Origin of the sequence: Entomomonas asaccharolytica, from assembly GCF_016653615.1 — a bacterium.
GTDB classification, from domain to species: domain Bacteria; phylum Pseudomonadota; class Gammaproteobacteria; order Pseudomonadales; family Pseudomonadaceae; genus Entomomonas; species Entomomonas asaccharolytica.
Window position 1 is genome coordinate 448,826 of the sequence record NZ_CP067393.1, and the last position, 25,528, is coordinate 474,353.

At 35.3% G+C, this 25,528-nt stretch carries 18 protein-coding genes; 4 read left to right on the top strand and 14 right to left on the bottom strand.

Features of this window, described 5'->3' with window-relative positions; translation table 11 throughout:
• The first annotated feature begins 86 nt into the window (after positions 1 to 86).
• Positions 87 to 998 (top strand): LysR family transcriptional regulator, encoded by a 912-nt coding sequence (locus JHT90_RS02005; protein WP_201093476.1) that lies wholly within the window; start codon positions 87 to 89, stop codon positions 996 to 998.
• A 966-nt stretch (positions 999 to 1,964) separates the two neighbouring features.
• Here JHT90_RS02005 and JHT90_RS02010 read toward each other — a convergent pair.
• A complete protein-coding gene (locus JHT90_RS02010) occupies positions 1,965 to 2,990 on the bottom strand; it encodes an STY4528 family pathogenicity island replication protein (protein ID WP_201093477.1) in 1,026 nt (341 codons plus the stop codon).
• A gap of 435 nt (positions 2,991 to 3,425) precedes the next feature.
• Here JHT90_RS02010 and JHT90_RS02015 point away from each other — a divergent pair, with 435 nt between their 5' ends.
• Positions 3,426 to 3,941 carry a restriction endonuclease gene (locus JHT90_RS02015; protein ID WP_201093484.1) on the top strand — a complete coding sequence of 172 codons (516 nt, stop codon included), beginning with the start codon at positions 3,426 to 3,428 and terminating at the stop codon, positions 3,939 to 3,941.
• Between the two features lie 252 nt (positions 3,942 to 4,193).
• On the opposite strand, the gene JHT90_RS02020 is transcribed toward JHT90_RS02015, so the two are convergent.
• The 3 genes from JHT90_RS02020 to JHT90_RS02030 all read right to left on the bottom strand — a co-directional run bounded on the left by JHT90_RS02020 (position 4,194) and on the right by JHT90_RS02030 (position 9,468).
• The gene (locus JHT90_RS02020; protein ID WP_201093492.1) at positions 4,194 to 5,453 is read right to left on the bottom strand and encodes a tyrosine-type recombinase/integrase; all 1,260 of its coding nucleotides are present in this window, start codon (positions 5,451 to 5,453) and stop codon (positions 4,194 to 4,196) included.
• Between the two features lie 390 nt (positions 5,454 to 5,843).
• Positions 5,844 to 6,221 carry a hypothetical protein gene (locus JHT90_RS02025; RefSeq protein WP_201093494.1) on the bottom strand — a complete coding sequence of 126 codons (378 nt, stop codon included), beginning with the start codon at positions 6,219 to 6,221 and terminating at the stop codon, positions 5,844 to 5,846.
• Positions 6,193 to 9,468, bottom strand: coding sequence for a peptidoglycan recognition protein family protein (locus JHT90_RS02030; RefSeq protein WP_201093496.1), 3,276 nt, complete (start codon positions 9,466 to 9,468; stop codon positions 6,193 to 6,195). The genes JHT90_RS02025 and JHT90_RS02030 overlap by 29 nt, the downstream gene beginning before the upstream one ends.
• 322 nt (positions 9,469 to 9,790) lie before the next feature.
• Between JHT90_RS02030 and JHT90_RS02035 the strand changes: the two genes are divergently transcribed.
• Positions 9,791 to 10,483 (top strand): JAB domain-containing protein, encoded by a 693-nt coding sequence (locus tag JHT90_RS02035; protein ID WP_201093498.1) that lies wholly within the window; start codon positions 9,791 to 9,793, stop codon positions 10,481 to 10,483.
• A 160-nt stretch (positions 10,484 to 10,643) separates the two neighbouring features.
• On the opposite strand, the gene JHT90_RS02040 is transcribed toward JHT90_RS02035, so the two are convergent.
• From JHT90_RS02040 to JHT90_RS02085, 10 genes are all read right to left on the bottom strand, one after another.
• On the bottom strand, positions 10,644 to 12,881 hold the full coding sequence (locus JHT90_RS02040) for a S8 family peptidase (protein ID WP_201093499.1): 2,238 nt from the start codon (positions 12,879 to 12,881) through the stop codon (positions 10,644 to 10,646).
• Positions 12,881 to 13,939: an ATP-binding protein gene (locus JHT90_RS02045; RefSeq protein ID WP_201093501.1), complete on the bottom strand. Its 1,059-nt coding sequence runs from the start codon at positions 13,937 to 13,939 to the stop codon at positions 12,881 to 12,883. Before JHT90_RS02045 ends, JHT90_RS02040 begins: the two co-directional genes overlap by 1 nt.
• 153 nt (positions 13,940 to 14,092) lie before the next feature.
• Entirely contained in the window at positions 14,093 to 14,962 is an 870-nt protein-coding gene (locus JHT90_RS02050; RefSeq protein ID WP_201093503.1) for an integrase domain-containing protein, read from the bottom strand.
• Positions 14,963 to 16,096: 1,134 nt separating this feature from the next.
• Positions 16,097 to 17,392, bottom strand: a complete 1,296-nt coding sequence (locus JHT90_RS02055) for a tyrosine-type recombinase/integrase (RefSeq protein ID WP_201093505.1) — start codon at positions 17,390 to 17,392, stop codon at positions 16,097 to 16,099.
• 758 nt (positions 17,393 to 18,150) lie between these two features.
• Positions 18,151 to 18,858, bottom strand: coding sequence for a hypothetical protein (locus JHT90_RS02060; RefSeq protein ID WP_201093507.1), 708 nt, complete (start codon positions 18,856 to 18,858; stop codon positions 18,151 to 18,153).
• 15 nt (positions 18,859 to 18,873) lie between these two features.
• On the bottom strand, positions 18,874 to 20,631 hold the full coding sequence (locus JHT90_RS02065) for a hypothetical protein (protein ID WP_201093509.1): 1,758 nt from the start codon (positions 20,629 to 20,631) through the stop codon (positions 18,874 to 18,876).
• A gap of 128 nt (positions 20,632 to 20,759) precedes the next feature.
• Positions 20,760 to 21,218, bottom strand: a complete 459-nt coding sequence (locus tag JHT90_RS02070) for a hypothetical protein (RefSeq protein ID WP_201093511.1) — start codon at positions 21,216 to 21,218, stop codon at positions 20,760 to 20,762.
• Positions 21,219 to 21,263: 45 nt separating this feature from the next.
• Positions 21,264 to 21,467 (bottom strand): PAAR domain-containing protein, encoded by a 204-nt coding sequence (locus JHT90_RS02075; RefSeq protein WP_201095723.1) that lies wholly within the window; start codon positions 21,465 to 21,467, stop codon positions 21,264 to 21,266.
• A gap of 159 nt (positions 21,468 to 21,626) precedes the next feature.
• On the bottom strand, positions 21,627 to 22,352 hold the full coding sequence (locus JHT90_RS02080) for a PIN domain-containing protein (protein ID WP_201093513.1): 726 nt from the start codon (positions 22,350 to 22,352) through the stop codon (positions 21,627 to 21,629).
• A 1-nt stretch (position 22,353) separates the two neighbouring features.
• Positions 22,354 to 22,992, bottom strand: a complete 639-nt coding sequence (locus JHT90_RS02085) for a hypothetical protein (protein ID WP_201093515.1) — start codon at positions 22,990 to 22,992, stop codon at positions 22,354 to 22,356.
• 360 nt (positions 22,993 to 23,352) lie between these two features.
• Here JHT90_RS02085 and JHT90_RS02090 point away from each other — a divergent pair, with 360 nt between their 5' ends.
• Entirely contained in the window at positions 23,353 to 25,527 is a 2,175-nt protein-coding gene (locus tag JHT90_RS02090; RefSeq protein WP_201093522.1) for a type VI secretion system Vgr family protein, read from the top strand.
• The last annotated feature ends 1 nt before the right edge of the window (position 25,528 follow it).

A 25,528-nucleotide genomic window follows, 5' to 3' on the forward strand; every position in this document is an offset into this window, starting at 1 on the left:
GTTTTATTTTAGGCGGACAGTATTAGAATGATAAGATAAGGGAATCACAATGACTTTGTGAGAAAAATTCACTAATGAGGTAAGCTATGGATGACAGCAAACAATTCAATGATCTATACGCCTATGTGCAGGTGGCTACATTCGGTAGTTTTACCCAAGCAGCAACTATATTAGGCGTGCAACCTTCTGCGCTAAGTCACCGAATAAAAGACTTGGAGAAGCGTTTAAAAATAAAACTGTTAAATCGCACTACCCGATCTGTTTCTACCACCGAGGCAGGCCAACAATTACTGGAACGAACAGCCCCGATGTTTGCCACCATTCAGCAAGAACTAAGCGCGCTTTCCGATTACACCAATAAAATGAGTGGTAAGATCCGTATTAATAGCCCAGAGCGCCCTGCATTTGAGTTGATATATCCCAAAATTAACGGCTTCTTGGCAGAAAATCCTGACGTGGAGTTGGAGATTTTTATTAACAATCGTTACTGTGACATTGTTGCTGAGCGTTTTGATTTTGGTGTACGGTCAGGACAGGATGTGGCACAAGATATGATAGCAGTGCGTATTTCAGATGAAAATACGATGACAATGGTAGCTTCACCTAGCTATATCGATCAATTTGGCAAGCCAAAAAGCTTGAAAGAGCTCATCCATCATCGCTGTATCGTACTGTCATTCAATCCAGAGTATCGTTTGAGTGAATGGGAATTTATCGAAAATAATCAACTAATTAAAATCAGAGTGCCCGAAAAACTGATTTTCAGCTCAATAAGCCTGGTCAAGCAAGCTGCAATCGATGGCTTAGGAGTAACATGGATACCAAGTACAACTGTGCAAGCCGATGTAGAGGCGGGGCAATTAGTTGAACTCTTTGCAAAATCAAATATTACCTACCCCCCAACGTATATTTATTATCCAAAAAACAAACATAAAACAAATGCAATGGCAGCACTGATTGACTTATTACGACAGGAAAACCATAAAAGCAATGACTAAAACTGACATTTCTAAATGATTAAAATAGTCATAACGTCTGTAGTTATTTGTACTAGCTCAAATCTGATATTGTTAAGCACTTTCTTTTTTCTTTGGGCTTACCTTTACACAATGTCTGCTATTTGCATTGAGCCAACTGTAAGTTCTGATTATAACCAGAATAATAAAGAGGCCAGATCCAATAATAAGTATCCTTTTATCCTTTTTTATAAACCTTTTAAGCCTTTTCAGGATAAGCGACATTGCAACAGCAATGTCACCTTTGCCCTTAAAATCCCTTACCTTTACAAACCATTAATAAAACTCTTACCCTTATAGTTTATTTAGAGTCGCCTTTTATTATCCCTTCAAGAAACCGACTTATTACCCATATCAATGATAATTTAACAATAAGGTTTACCTAGTTTGAAAGCAATCAAATCAAAAGATATATTCGTTTATTAACCATTACATAAATTTTTCAGATAAATAGTCATATTCCATACTAATTAGATAACAATACATTTATTGATGGCTTGGTGGAAGACTATGGAAATATTGAAACCATATGGTTTCACCTTTTCTATTAACGTCTTTTATCGTTATATTTCACTATTCATCAGTAAAAACTCATAGCAATTTCCTTAATAGAGACTAATAGAAAATGTGACTCTATATAGAGTCAAAATTTCCATAAAAGGCTATTGCAGTCAACCTATTAAATTTACTGATAAAATTGATAATAGTTACCTTAAAGAATACTAACAGTTTTATTTAGTACAGCATTACTAAACATGTTCATTAAGCAAATTACCCATCACTGATTTATGGACTTTCAAACCTTTTCCTTGCCTTTATAATGAAGTGAAAAGATTATGGTTGATTGCTGTTAAGACACATAATATGCCTAACAGCCACCTATCCTATAAAATACATTGTTCAATCACTAAACGCTTATAAACAATTATTTTATTGCCTTATACCCAATCAGCTTTTAGTGTGAGAGGCGTTTTTAAGCATCTGCTTAATCTCTTTTAAATAGTGCTGTGCCTGTATTCTATCCGTAGGCTTTGCACAAGATACAACAGGCGCTGGTGTAGCAATACACTCACTTGTTCGAAGTTTAGACTGCAACAACTTAGACTCTATAGAACCAGACTTAATGTTAGAGGGTGATTGGGTGGATACAGAGTGTTGTGAACTACGCAGCAAATTCAATTCACCCTGCAAAGCTTTTTGAATAATCCCATGCAAATAAGCGGCAGGATTACGAATAGCTTGCTGTTCACAACGCTGTTGCCACTCATCAAGTACCTGTTGCTGTTGAACAGGCTCAAGGGTACTCAAAGCCAATAAACCACTATCTTGTTGAGCCGTGCTCAGTGCTAAAAAACGCGCAGGTAATTTTAAATTATCTCTTAACCCTTGTAGTAGTATATTTTTATCTTTACTACTACTAATATACTTCCGATGACGAAGACTATTGCTATCACAGCTTTTCAAGCTTGCTTTTGATTTCGTATAAGGTTGTTTATTATTCCGAAGCAAGTCCTTATCGCCATCTTTGGTATTGGAAGTTGTGGATAACTTTTTTGCTCCCGCTTCGTATTGTCTTAACCGTTCTGTTAAAACTTCTAAACGTGTCGGTAATTTCCTTTCAGCCACATGAGGGTCATTAATTAACTCATTTAATGTATACTCAGCCACTTTTTGAATGGTTTTACTCTGATGAGTGGTCGCATTAGATAATAAAATCAGATAATCAGCATCCGTTTGTAAACGCTCATAGATAGACAAAGGCTCATCATGTAATAAATAAACATTGCCCTGAATCATCCCTTTGTCATGGCGACGCTTACTCGTCAAACTTAGCCAGCCAGTAAGTCGCAAAATAGTTAAGGCTCTTGCTACCGTCTCCGTAGAAGCTTTACCCGTTAACGGACTAGTGGTTAAATAAGGCTGTAACTGCTCATAAGTAGCTAAACTAGTCACTCCATCAGCTTCCAACAACATCCTTAACACCTACCAAGCATTACGCTCTATCGGCGTTAAGCGATTATCCAACAACAACGCTCTGGGAACAGATTCATAACCCTTACCATCAAAAATATAACTGTCTGTACTCATCATCTTATCCTTTATAACTGTTAAAAACTAAGTAATAAAGGACGATAAATAACCAACACAAAGCGATCAGCAGAAAATCCGAAACACAGCCTGCTGTATTTATTTAGGTAAGATAAAACTTAAATAAAGGACGTTGTGGAATTCGTTATAATTTGATTGCGATATGAGTAAAATATTTTGTACGATGTTCTTTTGTATTCTGTTGTAATCAAATCTGATAGTCTGTTCTGTGTCAAAAGCGGATGTTACGATCACCCTAGACATCTTATTTATCTGAAACATTAGACATTATCTTATAAATATCGATTTAGGGAACAAAAAATGAGAGGTATAGGTAAAATTTTAACAAGTGGTGAGCTTTTTGTTGACTGGAGCAAAAATACGTTTCAGGTTATTAATAATAATGAACTCATTTACATTCAATCATTAGATATTTTGGATGTCCATGGTTGGGGAAGTTTGTATGAAAAATATGTCGGTCAACTTTATCAAAAACAGGGATATGAAGTTATTTTTCATGGACTTAATAAAGGTCTCCATGACAAAGGAATAGATCTCATAATGAATAAGGGAAATGATGTCATTTATGTACAGTGTAAATATAAAGCACATTCCAAAATATCTCAAAATTTGATTGAAAAAATTTTGTATAGTGCAGGAAATTTTATCAGCAGAACACACAAAAGTGGCCAAGCATTTCTTTGGCTTATCGTGCCTGATGAAAATAAATGTTTTACAATTAACACCAAATCAAAACTCAGTTCTCGTGCTTACTTTGAACATCATAATAAGACACAAAACAAAGTAAAATTGCGAGTAGTTGAAATAAAAATGTAAGTTAAATTACATTGTATTATATGGCCGTTATAGGTTCGTCATGAGAGCAGCTGTATTTAAACATAATATCCCTAATCGCTCCCAGCAAACTGTCAAACCAAGTGGCGACTATTACAAATCATAATAAAACTCTATCTAATAAAAAATGCCCTTTATTAAAGGGCATTCAAAGATTTACTTTATTTTAATATATTTCGATCAATCAATTAGTTATGAATTCACATCAATATATTGTAACTCTTAGTCCTATGTCTAACACATACCCAACTCATTTAACTTATTAGCCCAATCCTGCATCATCTTTTTCCGTTGTTCAATATACATAGCGTGATTATACGTAGTACTAACACTGTCCTTATCTTTATCAGAATGGGACAATTGCGCTTCTATCCATTGATGTTCATATTGCATTTCATGTAAAGCTGTTGAAATAGTGGCTCTAATACCATGTCCTGTTAACCTATCCTTATATCCCATACGTATCAATGCTGAATTCAGCGTATTCTCACTCACCATCAACTCAGGATGATAGCGATGGCATAACAAATAAGATTGTGAAGGATACCTTGAACTTATTAGCTTTTTGACAACCTCTTGAGCCTGTGTTGATAAAGGAACAATATAAGGAGGTATTTCAGATTTATGAGCCCCTGTTCTAATTAACTTATTAATCTGTTTTAAATTTTCAGGGGGAACACACCAGATACCTTTAGCCAAGTCAAACTGCTCAGGTTTAGCTGCACGTAATTCTCCTGTTCTAACGCCTGTTAATAACAACAGCTTGATACCTAACAAAGTTTGTTGCAGACCTTTATAATGACTAAATGCCTCAAATAATGCAGGTAACTCCTCTAACGTGAGGAATGGATTATGCTTAGTTCGACGACTACCACGTGCTAACATATCCAAATCAGCAGCAGGATTAGTGTCTATAATACCCTCAGCGATAGCCAGTCGAAACATCTCATTAAACCAAGCCCTGACTTTCTCCGCGACACTTAACGCATCTCTTGACTCAATATTCTGCTGAATGAGCAACGTATGCTTCTTAGTAATCAAATCTAAAGGTAAATCCCCTATAACAGGATTAATATCGTTTTTCAAAGCCCTATCAATTTGCTTACAGGTACTTTGTCTTTTGGCTGTGATTGATGACACCTCATCGCCATAAAGCTTACCAAACTTCCATGACTTCCAGTGTTCAGCAAACTCTGAAAAAATAGGTGCCTGAGAACTTGCTAACGCATCAGAATCTAATGATTCTGATGGATCATGGATTAAATCATTTTTATATAAAAACCGCTTATCTTCAGCTAATTGCCTAGCCTCTTTTAAGCTCAAGAATGGGTATTGACCCAAGGTTAAATTACACCTTTTACCCTTCTTCATAATTCTGAACTTAAATGATTTGGTTCCTGCGGGGGTAATATTAATAGATAATCCCTGAATATCGTATAATTGATAATCGGTTTTTCTAGGTTTAGCGTTACGAATAATTGCATCTGTAAGCATGATAAATGTCCTCAAAACAAAATAAGTAATGTTTGAATTATCAAGCTTAAAAAGTTGAAAACACTGAAAAATGCAAAATGCCAATTGCAGATTTCAAAATGCCAAATGAAGTGCCAAATTGAGATGGTATCCCTTGGATTCTAATAGAAGTTAATGGTGTTAAAGCTGCCAGAAAAATCTCTCGAACCTCGGAGTTACTTGACTTAATGGACTTTAATGGAGTTCTTCATAAGAAGATTTGGAGCGGGAAACGCAACTCACAAATACCTTCACAACATGATGAAATATTAGAATTTTTAATTCATCTTTCCCAGTGAGTGGACTTATTTTAGTCTTGTTTCGCCTTTACTTCAAGTCGCGTTATATTATGGTTGATTTCCAACGTTACTATTAATCTTCTTCATACTCTTCATAGTGTACATATTCTAAACATTTTCCTTTTCTACAGCCAAATCCTTCTTGTTCTTTTCCAAAACCATAGATAAAACCAGAACCACCAAGATTTATACTATATTTTCTTTTAACATCATTAATTAAAAGATACCCTTTTGTTTCACAAGGATAAATATCAAAATAGCTCATCTCAGCCCCAGTTATAAAAGGCTCTGCTGTTAGAAAAAAATCTTTAATATTTTCTTTATTTAAATCCCATGCATTACATAATTTCTTTGAGTATTCATCACTCTCTTTTATTTTCTTTTCTATAGTTAATATCTCTATCTTTGGTATAGATTCTGCATTAGTAATTTCTGGAATCAATATTGCCATTACTATCAGCAGGAGGATAAAGACCTTTACCTTCCCCACTTGTTTTATAGGCAATACATTGATGTTGGTATAAGTCTTCGTCATTTAAGTTAAACTCCGCTTGTAATATTTTCACTATTTTCTTGATTGATTTTAACTGTTCTGGTGTGGCATCATCCCATAGTTTTGTAACTTTATCCCACCAAGCAACAACTTCGATACCTATACTATCAGAATTATAAGGGTAACGTTCAGGGTAGGATTTTTTGATTTCCTCTCGATGTTTTTCTGTAAAACTTTTAGTAGCATAATTAGAAGGACAACTATTTGATAGCTCACAACGAGGTCTGATTTTTCCAACATGATTAGCATATTTTTTTAAACTAACTACTTGATGAATAGTACCATCTTTATCAATAACAAAGTGCGCGCCAATATTGTCTGTATTACTAGTCGATTTCCATGTATTTTCTATCACATTCAATGCACCGCCTTTAGAATAAGTTCTATGAAGCACGATAGCATTTGGTCCTATAATAGGTCCTCGTTCCAATTTAGTGACCTGACTTTTAATAACCCCTGCATCTTGTATAAACCCATCACTATCGACATAGTAATGATAAGTTTCTTCAAAATTATCTATGAAGGCTATCGGATGAAAATGAAAAGCCAACGCCTTACCTTTTAGCTCTGGCACCTCATCCCAAAAGACAAGCTTTGTAATGCGTTCTTTTTCATGTTCAACCAGTTTTTGACTTTCCTTATCTGCCAGTATTTCAGTGCCTAACCGCTTCCATTTATCAGCGGTTCCTTTGGCTTGCCATTCAGTAGGATGATAAGCAATTAACTTTGACCATTTATCGCACAGTACAGGGTCTTTTAAAGCATTCCTTAATTCTGATAACGAGAGTTTACCGTCGCCATCACCCCCATTTTCTTTACTGTCCATTTCTTTACAGATATCTTGATAGAAAGGTGTCATGTCCTTTTGGTCAATAAAACCGTCTGTTTTAGTGCTGACAGAACCATCGGTAGCGATATTTTCTTCCTTAACGATTTTAAAGCCAAGCTTTGTCCAGTCATATTGGCTAATAGCCTGAGTTTTAGCAGGGGAGAGGTAGCCTGTTATAGATTGTCGATTTTCATGGAGTGTGATTTGATACTGCCCATTAACCTGTTTAATATTATCAGGAGAGAGAATATGTGTTTGCTGGGTTTGATAATAGGCTTTTTCTAGTTCTGCGGTTGTCTTGGGTTGCGCTGCTATGCTGTCTTTACTGAGCGCATTTTTCTGTAGTACGGTTCCTTGCGGGATTTGGATATATTGTTTGCCACCTGTTAAACCTGCTTCATTATTTAGAAACTTTGTTAGTTCGGCTTCATCAGTGGTAGTAAAGACTTCAATATGGACTTGTTTCCTAGGTTTATCACTTTTATCCCCTGTAGGCGAAGAAGGAACCTCATACAATCCTAAATAACCTATCGGGTCACCTGCACTGATTTTGACAGGGTAAGCAGTTTCTACTGTTTCAAAACGAGTTGGCTCTGCCTTAATCGTTGACATATGTTTACTATCAACTATTGCCCAAAAAGTATTAATACCTTTTTCGGTAAACTCCTTTTTATCCTTAGTTAGCTTACACTCAGCCATCAGATAGATTGTTTTATCTAAGGTGACTTCTTTTATCTTTTGATTGATATAAGTAACTTCATCACCCACGGCTAATTTAACACCTAATGTAGCCCCTGCTATGCCTTTACTGGTGGGTGCTTGCCGAACATCCATTGTGGTGATTGCACTGGCAGTGACTTGTTGTGCCCAGTAACGGGGATATTCCCGTTTAGGTGAAGGTAATTCTTGTGCATAAATATCCCTTTTACCTGTACTGATTTCCTTATTAATCGCCAACCAGAAACCATCTTCCCCTACAGTCACCTCTTTTTCATTTAAAGTAATATTTCCTGAGTTGTCTGCTATGGTGCCTTGTATTAAGCAATATTTACCATCTTCGGTTTCTTTAGGCTGACCAATAAGGTTAATAATAGCGTCTTTACTAATAGAACCAAGTACCGTGTCTTTATCTTGTGCTGAGTCCTCAAGGTCTTTCGTTTCCATAAATTTATTACGGACTCTGATACTTTTCAGCATTTTATACTGTTTGGTGACTTCACCTTGTTTTGTAGGATACTCTTCATAAGGCAATAAATGCATATACAAACTATAAAAGGTCAGCTTATTGGTTTTAGGCACTGGAGGTGGCGTAGTATCCGTATAAAGTTCTTTGTTGTCTGTGGTTACAGGTACATAACCCTCTTCATCGGTAAGTGCTATCCAGAATTCTTTATTAGCTAACCATATACTACTCAGTAATTTATTATCTGCACTTTGCATTTTTAAAGCGGTCGAAGCAGTGACTTTACTGTAGTGATAGCCATTAATCACTTCTGTTTGAACTTCTTTTATCTGTAATGCTGTTTTCTCAGGGACTATGATTTTTTCACTGTTCTTTTCGCTAGCATCACCCACAGTTTTATAGCCTGTATAAGCTTTGGCTAACGTAATGGTTTTATCTGTCCAGTCCTGTGGGCTAATATCATTGAATAAGTCAGTTTTTTGTTCAGTACTGGCTTGAACACTGCCATCTTTTTTAAAGCCTGCAAACCAAATTTCTTCATCTTTGGCATAGGCATTTGTTTGAGGTTTAATGGTAGTATTTGCTTCTACGGCTTTTAGTACTTTAGCCTTGGTTAAGTAATACTCAGTACTTCCTATCTTCTTCGTAGTATTATTAACTTGCAGTATTTCTAACATCAACCCTTTAGGCATCACCTTTCTGTCTTTACTATAGGCATCATCACTATAAGAGGCAAAACCTGTAGCCTGCGTTCTAATATGCTTACCCTGCCATATATCATTCAACTTAGTGGGGTCTTGTGTTGCCTGTTTAACAGGTTCAGAAGGAGAGACATACTCGTGCTTAACCAAACAAAAGGAACTGGAATATTGTAAGGTTGTAGTATTCAGTATACTTTCTGGATACTTTTGATTAATGCGATAAGCAATAACCTCGCCATCCGCTATACAACGAACTGGCTGCTCCAAAACACAATGAGCAATAGTATTATTAGTAAAATGAATACCACCATGCCAGAACTGATAACTACCCAATAAATAATGCCCTGATGTTTCTTGAGATAAAATACCGTAAAGCTCTGCGGCTTTATAATCACTGCCATCTTCTTTGCTTATTGGATATTTAACATTCATTATTTGCCCTATTAGTTCTTTATATTCCTTAAACCTTAATTGACTGAGCAAACCTAGCTCTACACAACAAAGGAAATACCAACTCATAAGGACTTTAAAGGCTATCAACAACTCATGGAAATTAGACTAAAGTCTAATAAATTAAAAACATCTGAATTAAAGCCGAATAGATACTGATTAACTGATACAAATAAACTTCTACTACCAAACTACGGGTAAATTATACTTTATAAACAATGATTTTTAATCAAAGCCTGTTACTTACAATACCCTATAAACTGTGTTATATTTTTGATAAATACTCCTAACAAAAAATGAACTTATGGATATTAAGCTCGGTAAAAACGATAAGCGTTATGTACATGGAACAGAAGATGTTTATGACATAATGCAACGCATTTTGCGCCGTGAAAACAAGATAGACAGAGAAAAAGAACACTTCTGGATTATCGGTATGAACGAAGCGGGTTACATCCTCTATATCGAACTGATTGCGTTAGGTACTGTAAGATCTGTTGATGTAGAACCCATGAATGTATACCGCGTTGCTGTGATGAAAAATGCAACACGAGTAATTGCTATCCACAATCACCCATCAGGACGTCTTATTCCGTCTAAATCCGATTTAGACATCACTGACAGACTGATTCAAGTAGGACGTATACTAAATATTCATCTCATAGATCATCTAATTATCAGTACAGAAAACTACGAAAGTTTCAAATCAATGGGTGTCATGGACGAATTAGAGAAAAGCCTTAAATATGTGCCTACTTATCAGGTAGTGGAGCAGATTAGGAAAGAAGAGAAGAAGATTGCGAGGGAAAAGTTAGCATTAGAAAAGGATAAGACAAAAGCTGCTAAAGAAGATGCAAAAATAAAAAAAGAAAGACTAGAAAAGCTTCAACTGATTATGGTAAAAACTCTTCTTGATAAAGGTGTCTCAACTGAAAATATCGCAAAAATTATGGAAGTTACTCCAAAGACAATTGAGAAAATTATCTCTAACTTATAAAAAGCATAAGTTTAGTAAAATAATTTAGCACAATGCATGAGTGTTACCTCATGCTGCTTTAGTTAAAATTTGAGCTAGTACAACTAAAATACAAAATTCTTAGTATTTTTTACTATTAAACTTTATTTTAGATTATATAAACAATTCATATAGTTAGTCATTATTCAAATTCTATATCTTGGTTCATTGTTTGATGAATATCAACTTTAACATTAACATCAAGTTCATTGACTATCCAACCATTCAAATTACAGTTTTTAATAAATTCATCTATTCTATTTATACCATTAATTTCTTTTAATGTAACAACTACACCAAAGCGAACACCTTCACCATCTTTAGGGTTTAGTCTATTATTAGTTTTAATTTCCATTCCCCAGTTTTTATTCTCATACGATTTTCTTGCTTGAGTACCCTTTTTTTTCTTTTCAGCTACATATTTAACATTATCCCATTTTCGAAAATTTGACCTGGCATCAGATTCCAACAGATAACATTTTTCTGAGCTTTCCTCAGCATCTTGATTCTGCTTATCACCTTTAATATCTTGAATTTTTCCTTTATCATTAATTCTTCCAAAATGGAGATTTAACTCAGTATTTGTATAATCAACGCCTTGAGTTCTATTGCATTTAGGAAAATAGCACATTGTTGCTTTTGCAATATATGGATATTTATCATCTTTTATTGGAACAGGAAAATTATAATTATAGGTATTCCACTTTTCACTAACATCTGACACCAAAAATTTAATCTCATCATTTTTTGTCTTAATAATATCTTCTATTCTTATCGGTACTATTCCATGACCGTACAATGCTATTTCATCAAAGGTAGGTTCATCATCCCAACTTCTAGCTGAATCAATAATAATTGCTTTGGCTAGCTCCCTATTAATATTTAAAATATCAATTAAGTAAGATAGTTTTCTAGCAATCCAAGGTGCAGCAAAAGAGGTTCCTGAAACCTTCGTTTCTCCTAACGGTTCATAAGCTCTAATATATTTTTCACGACTTCCACCGTAGTAGCTGACATCTGGTTTGGCAAAAAATGATAAAACAATTCCTTTTCTTGTATATTTTGTTGATAACCCATCTTTTGTTACTGCATTTACTACTATACTATTAATTGAATCTGCTGGAGAGCCTATTTTATTAACATCTTCATTAGATTTATTTGTTCCAGCAACGACAAAAATAACATCATTTTCATATTGAATTTGATCTAATATTGCGGCTTCTGCTGAGATAAAATTATCATTGATTTCTTGATTGCTACCTAATGAGATATTCCAAACTTTAATATCCTTATTCTTTGCTATAATTTCTTTAATCTGTTTTATAATAGTAAAAGAGGAGAATTGTGAGCCAGTTGATACACCAAAATGTCGCACTTTGAATCTTCCACACCCATCATCAAGCCAAGGATTCAGTCTTGGTCCATCAACAATAATAGATGATACTGCTGTGCCATGCTTATAATCATTGAGATTCCTTGGAATACTGTCGTCAACCATATCGTAATATTCAACCCAATTGTTAAAATAAACACGATTGTCAAATAAGGTGTCAATGACTCCTATAGTCGGTTCTATAGTAGGGTTAGGAATGCTAAATGAGTTTTCTTTATACTCTTTAATAAATTCTTCAGGAGATAGTTGAGATAAATCCGTCGTTGCCATTGAAATGAGATAAGGTGCTTTTTCAAACAAGAGTTCTGTTTGGTTTCTATCCAAAAATACTGTTTGATTATCTAATATTCTACTTGATAAAACTTCAATCCCTAGCTTTTTTAATAATTCTTTTGTATCTGTTTTCGTATCATATAAAGTAATGATACTTTGCGCTGTTTGTTCTTCAGGTTTTTCTATTTCAAAATTATCGATATATGAAATATCGGCAATCACTTGTTTAAATTTAGATTTACTGATGGAAAATTTAGAGAATGGTATGCTGTCAATTCTCTTTCTATTCTCAAAAATTGCCTTATCTATTTTCCCTTCAAATACTTCATTTAAAATAATATTTACTTTATTAAGTAAAGTAATACTTTCTTCTAAATCATCAATATTTAGAAAATAAGTGATAATATGTTTAGTTCTATCGCTATTAAATTTAGCCCCAACAATAGCATAATTAGGGTTATCTTCTTTAAATAGTCCAGATATTCTATTGCTTTTTGCTGCAATTTTATTATACAAAACACTAATTAGAATACCATCAAATGGTCTTGTTTCATTTATCCAAAAGTTTTTAATTTGTTCTATTTTTTTTTGTAACCTGAGTAGGTGTTCACTAGTGACTATTTTGTGTCCATTCATGCTAGCACCACCACCACCGCCGATTCTAGATGCTTGAACAAATCTTTTTCCTTTTAATTCCAACACATTATTTGCCATTATTTATTTTCCTTGCTTAACTTTCTTGCTACTGTACTTTTAGGTTCACCTTTCAGTTTTTCAATATCTCTTATTGTAAAGCCTTGTGCATGTAATTTTTCGAAGGTGATTTGTTCAAGATTCCCAATTACACTATTGTATAGCCTCCTCAAGTAATCATAACCATTATTCTCATCACTAAACGCCAAAGAAGTTTTGATAATATTTTTTAGTTCACCAGGATATGGTATTTGATTCGACATATTTAGTATTTTCTTAAATAGCCGGACATCTTTAGAAATACTCTTAAAATTCTTTGAAAAAGCTGAAAAATAAAATTCAGCAACTTCTATTAAATCTTCTTTGCTATATCGATTAAAATTAATTATGGCATCAAACCGTCTGGAAAGTGCTTTATCAAAGTTTTTGTATAAATTGGTTGTTGCAATGATTACAATTTCTTTATTTAGATCGGTCAGTCTATCTAGTTCCCTTAAAATAGCAGAGGTCACACGACCCATTTCACGCACATCATTATTATTTACTCTATCTAATGCAATAACATCTATTTCATCAAACAAAATCACAGTTTTCTCAGGGAAAGGAATTTTATTAATCTCGCTAAATACATTTGCAATATTTTTATTAGTCTGACCTAATTTACTATCGACCAAATTATCAAAATCCACATAATACAATTTTCTATCAAGCAATCTAGCAATATGCTTTACAGCTTCCGTCTTACCTGTACCTGGAAAACCTTCAAATAAAAATTTGTTTATACCAATTTTATGATTAATCGCATTAATTACTCCTTTGATGTCATCCGTTATTTCAATCGGCAAATTAAGTGGCTCTATTGCTTTAACATTTATTGATTTTAAAAATTCACTTTCGAAATCACTTGCCTGTGGAATATAAAGATTAGACTCAGCAATTAATCCCATAATATATTCAGCTAATTGATCATCACCAATGCTATCGAAGCTTCGGGCAATTTCTATTGCTTCATTTCTAAAGGCATTTTCATTTCTTTCAATATGATATTTGATCAAATTTAATACATTCTTTTTTTTCACACAACACATCCTTCATCTTCAATAGCTCACCACTGCTTTAGATTACAACAGAAAATGGGACAAAATAAATATTTATGGGACAATTATTATAAAAAAATCTCAAAATAAAGTAAAGTGCATATCTAAAAATAATTAAGTAAAAATGTGCATTTATTATAATGCATAAACTCTCTTCACATACCTCCCCCTACCATCACCATGTCCCAAATCCATTGAAACCATAGCAAGAGCTTCTTTCTCTGAGTATCCTTGCTCCTGATAGTGCTGCATACCATCATGAGCATAAGCATATCTCAAGCTATGAGGTGATATTGTTCCTCTTAATCCTAATGCTGCTGTGTGATTGCGCCAGTAGGTCATAGCTTGCTTAAGGCTCGGTTTATCAATCAATTTACCGTTTTGTTGATTAGCAATATTTATGGCATAGTCAACAGCTTGTTTTACCTTATCTTGATTAATAATCCTTGTTTGTCGAGGTCTACCACCTTTTGTACCATAAACAACTGTAACGGTATCTTTGCCCTGACTAATCGCTTTCTGCCATGTTTTTAAAGACTGAATACTTTGTACGGCTTCCTCACCTCTTAAACCTAAATAACGTGAAAGCTGTAAGCATGCGGCAATCCCTAATTGATCCTTTTCAATGGATGTTTTGACTATTTCGTAAAACTGCTCATCCGTAATAGCTGTTTTAGTTCCTTGCCGACTAGTATTATGAATATTCAGACTTTGATTAGATAATCGTTCTGAGTTAGCTAATTTCTCTCGTCCTGCCTGTGTTAATGTTTTTCTGATAGCAGACATTTCATTTTGCAAAGTACGTTTACTAATAGCTTGTTCCTGTCTACTTTGTATATAGCCTTCAATATGTTTAGTTTTGATATGGTCTATATGCTTAATCTGAATATTATTAGCTTGCAGATAATCAGCCAACCGTTTAACAATCACCTCACGGTCATGTACCGTTTTAAAACTACCTTTTGCCTGTCTGGCTAACTGTTGTAATGTTCGTTTAATCTTCATTTTGTTTTTCCCTTTCTAACCTTTTCTTTCTATCCCTTTAACCCATTAGGCAAATAAAGGAACGCTTTGTACTCTGATGCCTGCTAATTTGAAAAAGGATACTAATTACTTAGCAACACACTCCCTGTTTACTGCCTTTTTCTTGAACGATACCTGCACCAGAGCGAAACAAAGTTGAGGTGTAGGGGATACGGTGATGTACTCAGTACAACCGCCTGTTAAAAACAGGTAATTCCCACTGGTTTAGGTGACCAGCCTAGGTATCGGTCAAATACTCCTTTTATGAACAGAGAATCTATTGTGAATCAATAAACGGTTAAAAATGGGTGTCAGAATATAGCAAAACAGCATAAAGGCTCATTTGCTAAGGGCTGAAACAGTATTGATTAGCGGCGTCACTTTCTAGCTCTACGCTTAAAAGTGACGCCTTAGTGTAGTGCCAGTCTTAAACTTCAGTGTTATTGATAAGCATCAAAAAGAAAGTAGCAGCTAACGGGACTAAGCTTGCGCAAAGTCCCATAGCTTCTTCGGTTTATTTTGCGGAAATAGCCTGAAGATTGAATGGAGCTAGCTTTGACATAAAAGCTAACTATTAGAGATATAACAAAGCATGGTTAGTTTGTTTTAAAACCGACCAATGCCTTTTTTTGAATAAAAAGCGAATGACTTAAGTAATTATTAAATTAAGCAATCGCATTGACTACAATAATGCTTCCTACTGTTAAAACAGCCCACGCGCAGACGGAAGTTTGGGTCACGTGGGTTCTATCAGCTTGACGCTGAACAGAGACTCCTAAGAACCTGTCTCCCTGCCCCCATTGAAGGGGACTACACGCGTTCCACGAACGCCATGCGTATTTTTATTATAAACAGGCAAAAGCAAAATGCAACCCTATTTTTTATATAATAGCCATTATAAACAACAGGTTATTGTAAATTTTTGAACGGCAATAAACGTTAATGTACGTTATTAAACATACATAGAAGATAAAAAATAGGATGGTTTTATAGGTAACTGTTTATGTTTGATAGGGTAGTCACTACGAACTCTAAACCTCTTATGCGTCTCCCTAGTAGAGTGAGAATTAATTCTCACTCTACTAGGGAGAGATATTAAAACGATTAAACAGCTAATTAGCCAACGTTTAACAACAGAACGTTATTCGGTACTGTTACTGCTGTTTTTTCCATTTGCCAGTTATCTAATCTATCCGCCCATTCCTGCATCATCTTACGTCGTTGCTCAATATACTCTGCATGATTATAGGTTGCCCTGATTTGGTCTTTATCGGAATGGGATAACTGCGCTTCAATCCATTCTTTAGGATAGCCTAACTCATTTAAAGCCGTTGAAATGGTGGCTCTAATACCATGCCCTGTCAGTCGGTCTGTATACCCTATACGCTTTAAGGCCGTATTTAAGGTATTCTCACTGACCATCTGTGTTAAATCATAACGATGCGCTAACAGATAGCGTTGTTTATAAAAACGGCAAGCTAACAGTTCTTCAATAATAGCAACTGCTTGTTTAGGTAAAGGCACAATATAAGGCGGTATCTCTTTAGCACTATTCCTGACACGCTTTTGTAACTGTTTGACTTTATCAGCAGGGATTAACCACAGATTGTTTTTTAAATCAAACTGCTCAGGCATGGCCTGTCTTAACTCACCTGTCCTTACCCCTGTTAGTAACAGTAAATAAATCCCCAGTTGCGTTTGTCTGGCGCCCTGATAGCCTTTTAAAGCCCGTAGAAACTCAGGTAACTCATCCAGTTTCAAAAAAGGATTATGCAGAGTAGGCCGTTGTGGTAAAGCCACAATATCTAAATCCCCTGCGGGATTATGCTCAATATAACCCTCAGCAATCGCATGACGAAAGATTTCATTGAGCCAGCTTCGGCACTTCTCTGCAATAGATAACGCCCCTCGTTGTTCTATCTTACGCTGTACTGCTAAAACATCGGCACGGGTAATATCAATTAATGCTTTTTTACCCAATACAGGTAACATATCCTTATGCAGATAACGTTCTATCTGAATATGTGTGCTTTGCCTCTTACTTGCCCGTTCTAAACCTAACTTCCTAAACTTAAACTCCTTCCACGTTTGCGCATACTCAGCAAAGGTTAACCTGTTTCGTAAAACTTTTGCCTCTGGTTTAATAATGCTTTTTCTGCCTGTGCGTGGGTCAATGCCAGAAGCAATTAAATCCTGAGCCTGTTGCCGTAAAGAACGCGCTTTCTTTAAATCCACATCAGGGTATACCCCAAAAGAGATTCGTTTCTGTGTGCCTTCCCAGTAAAAGCGAAACAGCCATTGTTTAGTGCCGTTATGCTTAACGTTAAGGTAAAGACCTGCGCCATCTTTAAGGGTATAGGCTTTAGCGGCAGGCTTGGCACGTCGGATTGATAAATCGGTTAGCAGTGTCATCGTGCTATATCCTCTTGTTCGTTGTTTAAAGGGTTGTAATGTCAAACTGACTAGGAACAAGGAAACAGCACGGTGTAATAACTGAATATTTACCTTACCTAAAACATATCATAGGAAATAAGGTAAAATACCCAATCAAACTGCTGTCTAAGATGAATATAACGGTGGACTTACTACCGCTCGCCGATGGACTTATCGGTGGACTTAAATGTACTTGCTTTAAGTAGATTTTAATAGTCGGTAATAGAAGAAAAAACGCTGATTAGTTCTATTATTTCAAGGAGTTATAGACTTTATTAGAAGTCTTTGGAAGAAGATTTGGAGCGGAAAACGAGACTCGAACTCAGCTTATAACATGTTGTTTTTACTTAAATTAATTTTTACCATAATGCACTTTGGTGCCATTTATGGTGCCACCTATAATATTTTATCTAATAGGAGATTGTCAATGCATTAACTGTATATTACTTTTAATATTATTTATATAAACCAGTTCATTATTATAGACTTCAAGACTAAATATTAAGCACTTCACAATCTTTCTTAAATACAATCTTCATTGAACTACGATTAGTGATTAAAATACCATCAAAATAAGATAAGAAAATGATATTTTATATTCCAGATGAAAATTTAGTAAGTAAATTTGATTTTCTAAGATTAAATTGGATTAATCATTATTGTTTCTATGATTCTTCTATTTCAAGACACGATTAAGTCTAATAGTCAGCAAGAAGCAGACGTTTACTTTTCAAAAATCAGCACAGCTTTAAATTTTTTAGTATTCTGAGTTCTACGATATCTTCTGGTTTCACAGGTATTGACTGATATCCATCTTGGTCGATTCGATAAGCATTAGGATTAATTAATGCATGAAAAGAGGAAACCAATATTTTTCCCCAAGGATATTCTATAAAAGTTTTCACTTCGTTAGGATCAAGTGAACATCTAACAACCAGTGATTCACCAATTGTTCCAAACTTGAGTCCCAGTGGCTCATCTAGTTCAAAACACATGCTGACTTGTTCTCCACCATACAATCCAAGTAAATATTTGGTCCCACTACACCCAAGTTCAATTTCTGTAAAATTGAAAAAAATGCGGCCATTTCTTGCAGAGCATTGGCTATGATCATAGTAACGTTCCCATCTTTCCTCAATAATTAGAACTTCCTCTTGTGAAAATAGATGCCCATGCTCCCTCAAGAACGTTTCCCTTATTTCCTTACCATTTCGAATCAACAATCCCTTTGAGCGAATGCTTTCAGGTACAGCCCTTGTGTAATGAACACCTATTATTCGATTGTTTCTACAATACAAATCAATGTCTTTAACCAAAGCAGAAATATTACTTTGTTCGACTAATGATTCTGAGAAATCTTGAGAAATACATGAGTTTTCAATTGCCCTAAGCCGAGCAACAAATTCATCAGGAAGATCTAAGGGCTTACAAAGATCTATATTCATATCTGACTCTATCCATTATTCTTTTGGTTTTTCAAACAACAATTTTCCTATCAACCAAATTGATTGTCCAAAGTTTGAAATCAATTGTTCACCCTGTCTCATATATGACTTGCTATCATCAATTCCAGCAAGTTCTATAGCATCTTTGATTTTTGAACTAGTTGGATGTGCATCACCTACACGCATATCATATGCACCAACAATTGGCCCAAAAACTTTACGAGCATTCTCCTCTCCAACTTTCTGGCTTAAAACATCCTGTAACAGCTTGTTCGAACCAAGGTTTTCTTTATTTGAATGTGTTGATAGATTACGGAGCTCACGCACATTAAGTCGATCAGAAAAAACTCGAACCAGTTCTTTAGCTAATCGAAGCAATGATGCTTGATCCCTACTTGCAAATCGGGATATGTTTTTAGTCGCATTAGGATAATCGATCTCATGCGAGAAAAGAGAAACTGCATACTCTTGACGAAACCCATGCTCTAACATTGTCATAACCTTATAAAGTAAATTTTCAACAGCATAAGTAGATGCTACTTGCGCTTTTACTTGCGCCTCCAAGAGTTCACTCGATACCTTACCATCTGGTACAACATTATGGGCGGCCCAAATATGCTGCTCCCATGCAGCAAGGCGAGCAATATCACATGCATAAACGGTAATAAGGTCTGAAGTATTTAATCCAAAATGAATACGATTCCCAGATGTGGATCTGATACCACCAGTTTCTGCTGTATACCAATCGAGAGAAAACCCGCGAAAACTTAGAAGTTCGTTCACAACACTTGAGCGAAACCAAAGCCACCGTCCTATATCTTCATTATTTAAATCGGCTGACGCCATACGTGTTCCATCGGTCTCAACAATGAATTGGGGAAGATTTAAATCTGCATCTCCCCGAACACGTATACTTTGACCTTGATGTTCGATCCATTCATCACGCCAAAACTGGCCTTCAATTTGCACACCGTCAAAGCCACTACGATGCCCCTGCGATTTTTCATAATCGGTATTATTATCATCTTCTGGACCCATGACTGGAGCATCATCGTCCTCATCAATATCAGTTCGCCATGTACGAAACAAAGCCCAGCTCCCTCCAAAGATATCATTTAAACTGCGAATGAGGAGCCCAAACCGTCCATTGTCTCGTTGTTCTTGATGGTTAATTAAATTCGCGTACTCACTATTCTCAATAGAGGCTACATTTTCTACTCTTTGACGGTAGTATGAGAGGCGAAGGGATAGATTCCTTGCTGCCAAATAATCAATGAGAAACTCTCGCTTAATTTCAATGAGCTGCTGTTTACCTTTTTCATCAAGTACCTCCCGGATCACTACAACGAAATTCTCTTCTGGCCTAACCCAATTGTTTCCCTCTTTTATCAGTCGAAGTGCAACAATTAAATCAGGATTTAACACCCATAGACTTTCTCCAATTACTGGCTGAGGGTGATCAAATACAAGGTGAGTTCCGATTGGTTCTTTGTCATTGTATTGGTATTGTTCAATAGAGGAATAATAACCATCTTTGTAAGCATAGGGTTGGGCCGTACAACTTATTCCAATATCCTCCCAACTAAGCTGTTCGGCGATTTCTTTATGTTCTGGAGGAAAAGCTACTGATGCACATAAAAACAACTCACAAACATATCCTATTTCTTTTATATCACCTTGCTCATCATTGATAGATGCTCTTAAAGGAACCCAAGTTGCATTCGAAAAAAATCGGCGAGTTTCTTTTTTTTGAAGAATCCAATCTTGATTCATTTTTTATTTTTCCTTAAAACAATTATTACAACACCATGCAAACAGTAATTGTACTATACAATATCAAATGAACATCCAAGAATTCTAGTTGTTTTTTGTGATTAAACGAAAAGGTTTACTGAGGCTAACTAGAATGATTCGGTCAACAAAATATCTTCTTTATTGAAAGGATAAAAAATATAACTAGCTTCTGAAGGATGCTTACCTTCATCCAATAAGGTATTCCAAAAATCACTATTAAAGCAATCAGACAGATATAAATAACGGCATATACTGATTAACTTAGCTCGCCCGTATTGCTCATCAAACTTACCACCAAACGAACGTTCTAATTCATAGAATGTTTGATATTTTTTCTTCATCGCTAATAAATTAAGATGATTTACTACTGTCAGAACAATTTCTAAAGATATATCAAATGAATCAATATATTCATTTATTGCATGACCAAACTCAGCAGCTTCATCATCGTGTAAAATTGGAAAAACAGAATCATCCCAAGCATACAGATAAGCTGGACTCATATTGTCAGTTACTTTACTCTGAGCCAGTATTTCTAATCTCAATTGCTTAAAACCTCTTTCCACTTTATTCATCTCCTTCAACATATTTATGATTGCACCATATCATGTTCAACCAATATTAACTGTGCCATCACTAGCGATTAAAACACCACCACAATCGACCTTACTACCTTCAATGGCAACCGCTTTCCTGTTAATAAATACTGAAGAAGAACCTATAGCAATTCTTCTGGTATGGGGCAAATGATTAGCATCTGTGTATGGAGCTAAAGCGTCACCAACACGAGCAACTTTTCGCTTATTAATGGTCAGTCACATTTTAAGAGCCTTCGATTATAGATAATGAACCAGAGTATTTAAATGAACTCAGAAAAATCTCCAATATCCATTCGCTGAACCATGTAACTAATTGAATTACCAAGGTCAGGTGGTCATTCAAGTGGTCTCCTCTTTCTATAAAAAATATAGTGATTACAATGTCTTATTTTTATTGTTCCTACATTCAATTACTATTCTATAAAGATGTTCTATATTAGTAATTAACTCTGCATGTACTGAGTTAAATTGGCTATCAAGTGGTGGCTTAATGTCTTTAAAACTACCAAAATCACTTTTATTAGCTGTAAAAAATATTATTTTTTGACTAAATCCTTTGTTCCGCAGTACATTACATAAATCGAGGAAGCATTCGATAATTTCACAATCTTTTGGTTCAGATTTTCCTCTTTTTGCTGGAGCCTCACATTTCCGAACCCTATTCATTGCTTTTATGGAATACTCACCTATTCTCTGAATTAAAAAAGAAGTCTTAAGAAAGTCATCGGATAACTGTTTTATTTTATTTGCTATATTTAACTGTTCTATAGGTGGTGTAATATGTGATGTGCCTAAAAAAGAGTTAGCCGTTTTTAAAATGACATTAACATTCCTATCTACTCGCTTTATTTCTTTATTTAGAGTTTCTGTCACAGCATTAATATTATCTTTCCATTCTTCGTAGACATTTTCGCAACTGACTAACCAACAGTCATTCTGATGTTGCTCTAGCAAAATTAATATTATTTCTAAATAATGCTCAGGAAGGTAATCTATATGTATCGAATTTAGCATATTCAATATTGAGCATGTATCAAAGAATAATACTGGTAGCGATTTTTCTTTGATTTCATTACTAATATCTTCAACATTACGGTACATATTATTCTTGTTCCATAAACTCAATTAAACTCTGAGCAAATTCAAATTCTATAACAAGTTCATTGGCCATCCTTTCGCTCCATCCTTGTTCAAGTAATACTCTCTCCAAATAACCACTATCAATATCTTTTTTAGTTCGACATACTTCAATGATAAAACTAAACCATCTCTTTTGATCGAGAGGATGAGAACTCCCCGTTGATTGATTGGCACAAGTTGAAAATGTTCTAAGTAACTTAGCACCGTGCTCACCAAAAACATCAATATCTTCAATTTCCCCTGATGTTACCTCAATATCCACCCTTCTTTTTTTAGCAACTTTTGATAGATATGAACTATAAAATTCATCTAATATCCCATTATATTCTTCATAGCTCAATGAGCCTGATACAATTGGAACGATGTTAGGCACATACCAACAATTGTCTTCCTTTTTGAGAATAACTAGCCCTGCTGATGGTAAATGTTCAGTTTCGCTACGTTCAAAACAATACATTTTATCCTTATTCAGAAAACTGAATTGCTCCTCTTTCTCTGGTACTCGTCTCCAAGGAAACACTATTTGCTCTGATAATTCATTGATAAACTCTACTAACTCAGAATCAGCTAATTTAATATAAAGATCTTTAAACCTCTTCATGTCTTCCTCCATTCAATAAATGCTAGATTCATTATGAAATATTAAAAAATAAAATAGAAGTAACATAGTAACTTATACTCATTACCAACAAATATTTATAGAACTATTATATATAGTTTAGTTTGAATATCACTAAAACAAGATTTGCTTAATTTAACTGTAAATTTTTTATTTTAATGGAGCTCGAAAATAAGTTTCACTGATCAAATTCTTAATTAAAAATAACAAGGTATGGAATTAATTATTTTTTATGAAATATTTTGTAATAAGTTAATAAATAGACTTTTTGTCTTACTGTTTAAATAACCAGTATCATTCCGCTAGAACGAAAAATATTAAGTTACAAAGGGGATTTGGCTGATGTTTAGCACCGCTAATGAAGTCATCTATACGCTGGACGTTCAGGGGTTAGAGGAAGCAGGACTACAGGTCCTAAGTTTTGATGGAATAGAAGGGATAAATGCCGAATACGCATTTGAGATTACCTTAATTCATAATCATCTTCGGTTTGATATTACAAAATTACTTTCCAGATCTGCTTATCTTTCATTTACCGCAGATAAAAGCCAAGGCGTGCATGGCGTAATTCATTCCGTCAAGCGTGGTGCAGTTGGCAACCATTATGCTCAATTCAAAGTAATCTTAGCGCCTAAATTCTCCCACCTTTATAAAAGAGTTAATCAAAGACGTTGGGTCGAAAAAACCGTACCACAAATTATAACTAGCATACTCACTGAACATGGGATGCAAGAAGGTGACAACAATGGCTTCACCTATAAGCTAAAAGAAATCTACGAACCACGAGAATTCTGCGTTCAATACGATGAGAGCGATGCTGATTTTATTCATCGCCTATGTGAAGAGGAAGGATGGGGTATCACCTATAATTTTACCAATAGTTCTCATCAAATGGTATTTAGCGATGCACAGCCTTTTTTCCCATCAATCACTGAGTCAATTGATTATGCCAGTGACACAGGTTTTGTAGCAGACTACCCAGTAATCAAACGTTTTGATGTTGGATTAAGTAGTGCTAGTAAATCAGCTAGTTTTAGAAACTACAACTTTACCACTATGAAAATCCCTGAAGGCACGGCGGAGGGACTACTCAGTAAAAAAGCCAATAACGCTACTGAGCCAAACTTAGAAAGCTATGATTACCCTAACCCACATCTAAATAAAGCCAAAGCCGATTACTACGCTAAAATAGAGATTGAACGTTTAAGAGCCAGTCATATTTTAGCGGAAGCGCTTTCAGAAGTACCTACTCTTCATGCGGGTTATTTCTTTAGTGTTAATGACTATCCACAACTAGATACACTTGATACAACCCAACCTTGGTTAGTTAAACAAATTCGCCATCAAGCAAGACAGCCACAAGTTTTAGAAGCGTGGGGAGGAGAGGGGTCAGCTAGCTCAACCAGCTTAGAAATTATTCAACAAACCCTACAAAAATACTTCCGACACCCTATTGCTGAAGAATTAGAATTTCCTTACGAGGACTATAAACAAGGCTATCGCAACTGCCTAGTGGCTACCCCACAAGAAGTCACCTACCGCCCGCTACGGCTACATAAAAAGCCACAAGTACTTGGTTCACAAACAGCTATAGTCACTGGACCAACAGCAGAAGAAATCTACTGTGATGAATACGGCAGAGTAAAAGTTCAGTTTCATTGGGATCGTGAAGGAAACTACGACGAAAACTCAAGTTACTGGGTACGAGTTGCAAGCAACTGGGCGCATGATGGCTATGGTACTGTAGTCATTCCTCGTGTAGGAATGGAAGTAATGGTCAGCTATTTAGAGGGAAATCCCGATGAACCAATGATAGTGGGAGCCTTACATAACGGTGTTAACAAAGTCCCTTATGATTTACCTGCCAATAAAACCAAAAGTGTATTTAAAACCTCATCTTCCAAGGGAGGAGTGGGATCAAACGAACTACGAATAGAAGATAAAGCAGGTGAAGAACAAATCTTTGTACAAGCCCAAAAGGACTTTGACCAACTCACCAAAAACAACCATACCGTACAAGTTTTAAATAATTCCCACCTACAGGTTCAAAACGAACACAGTGAAACCATTGTAAAAAACCGCTACACCAAAAATGAAGCTGAAGAACATCACCTCACCCAACTAGATCGTAAAACTCAAATAATGATGAACGACCATACAACGGTAGGTATGGCACAACATACCACAATAGGTACTGTGCAAACCATCCAAGCAGGTCAGGAAATTCATATTAAATCTGGCATGAATTTAGTGATAGATGGTGGTCTTAGCCTTACCTTAAAAGCAGGTGGACAACATATAGTGCTTAATCCTGCCGGCATCTGGATGACCATGCCCGTATGGACAGGTGGTGTACCGGTGGAAGGTACACCCGCAGTACCATTATTACCAATGAATAAAGAAAGAGGCATTGTTGCTACAGTTTCACCGAAAACCCAATTAACTTCATTAATGCAGAAAAAATCACGTTGTTTAATTTGTGAAGCTGCTGCAAAATCTTCTGAATGGATAAGTTAAT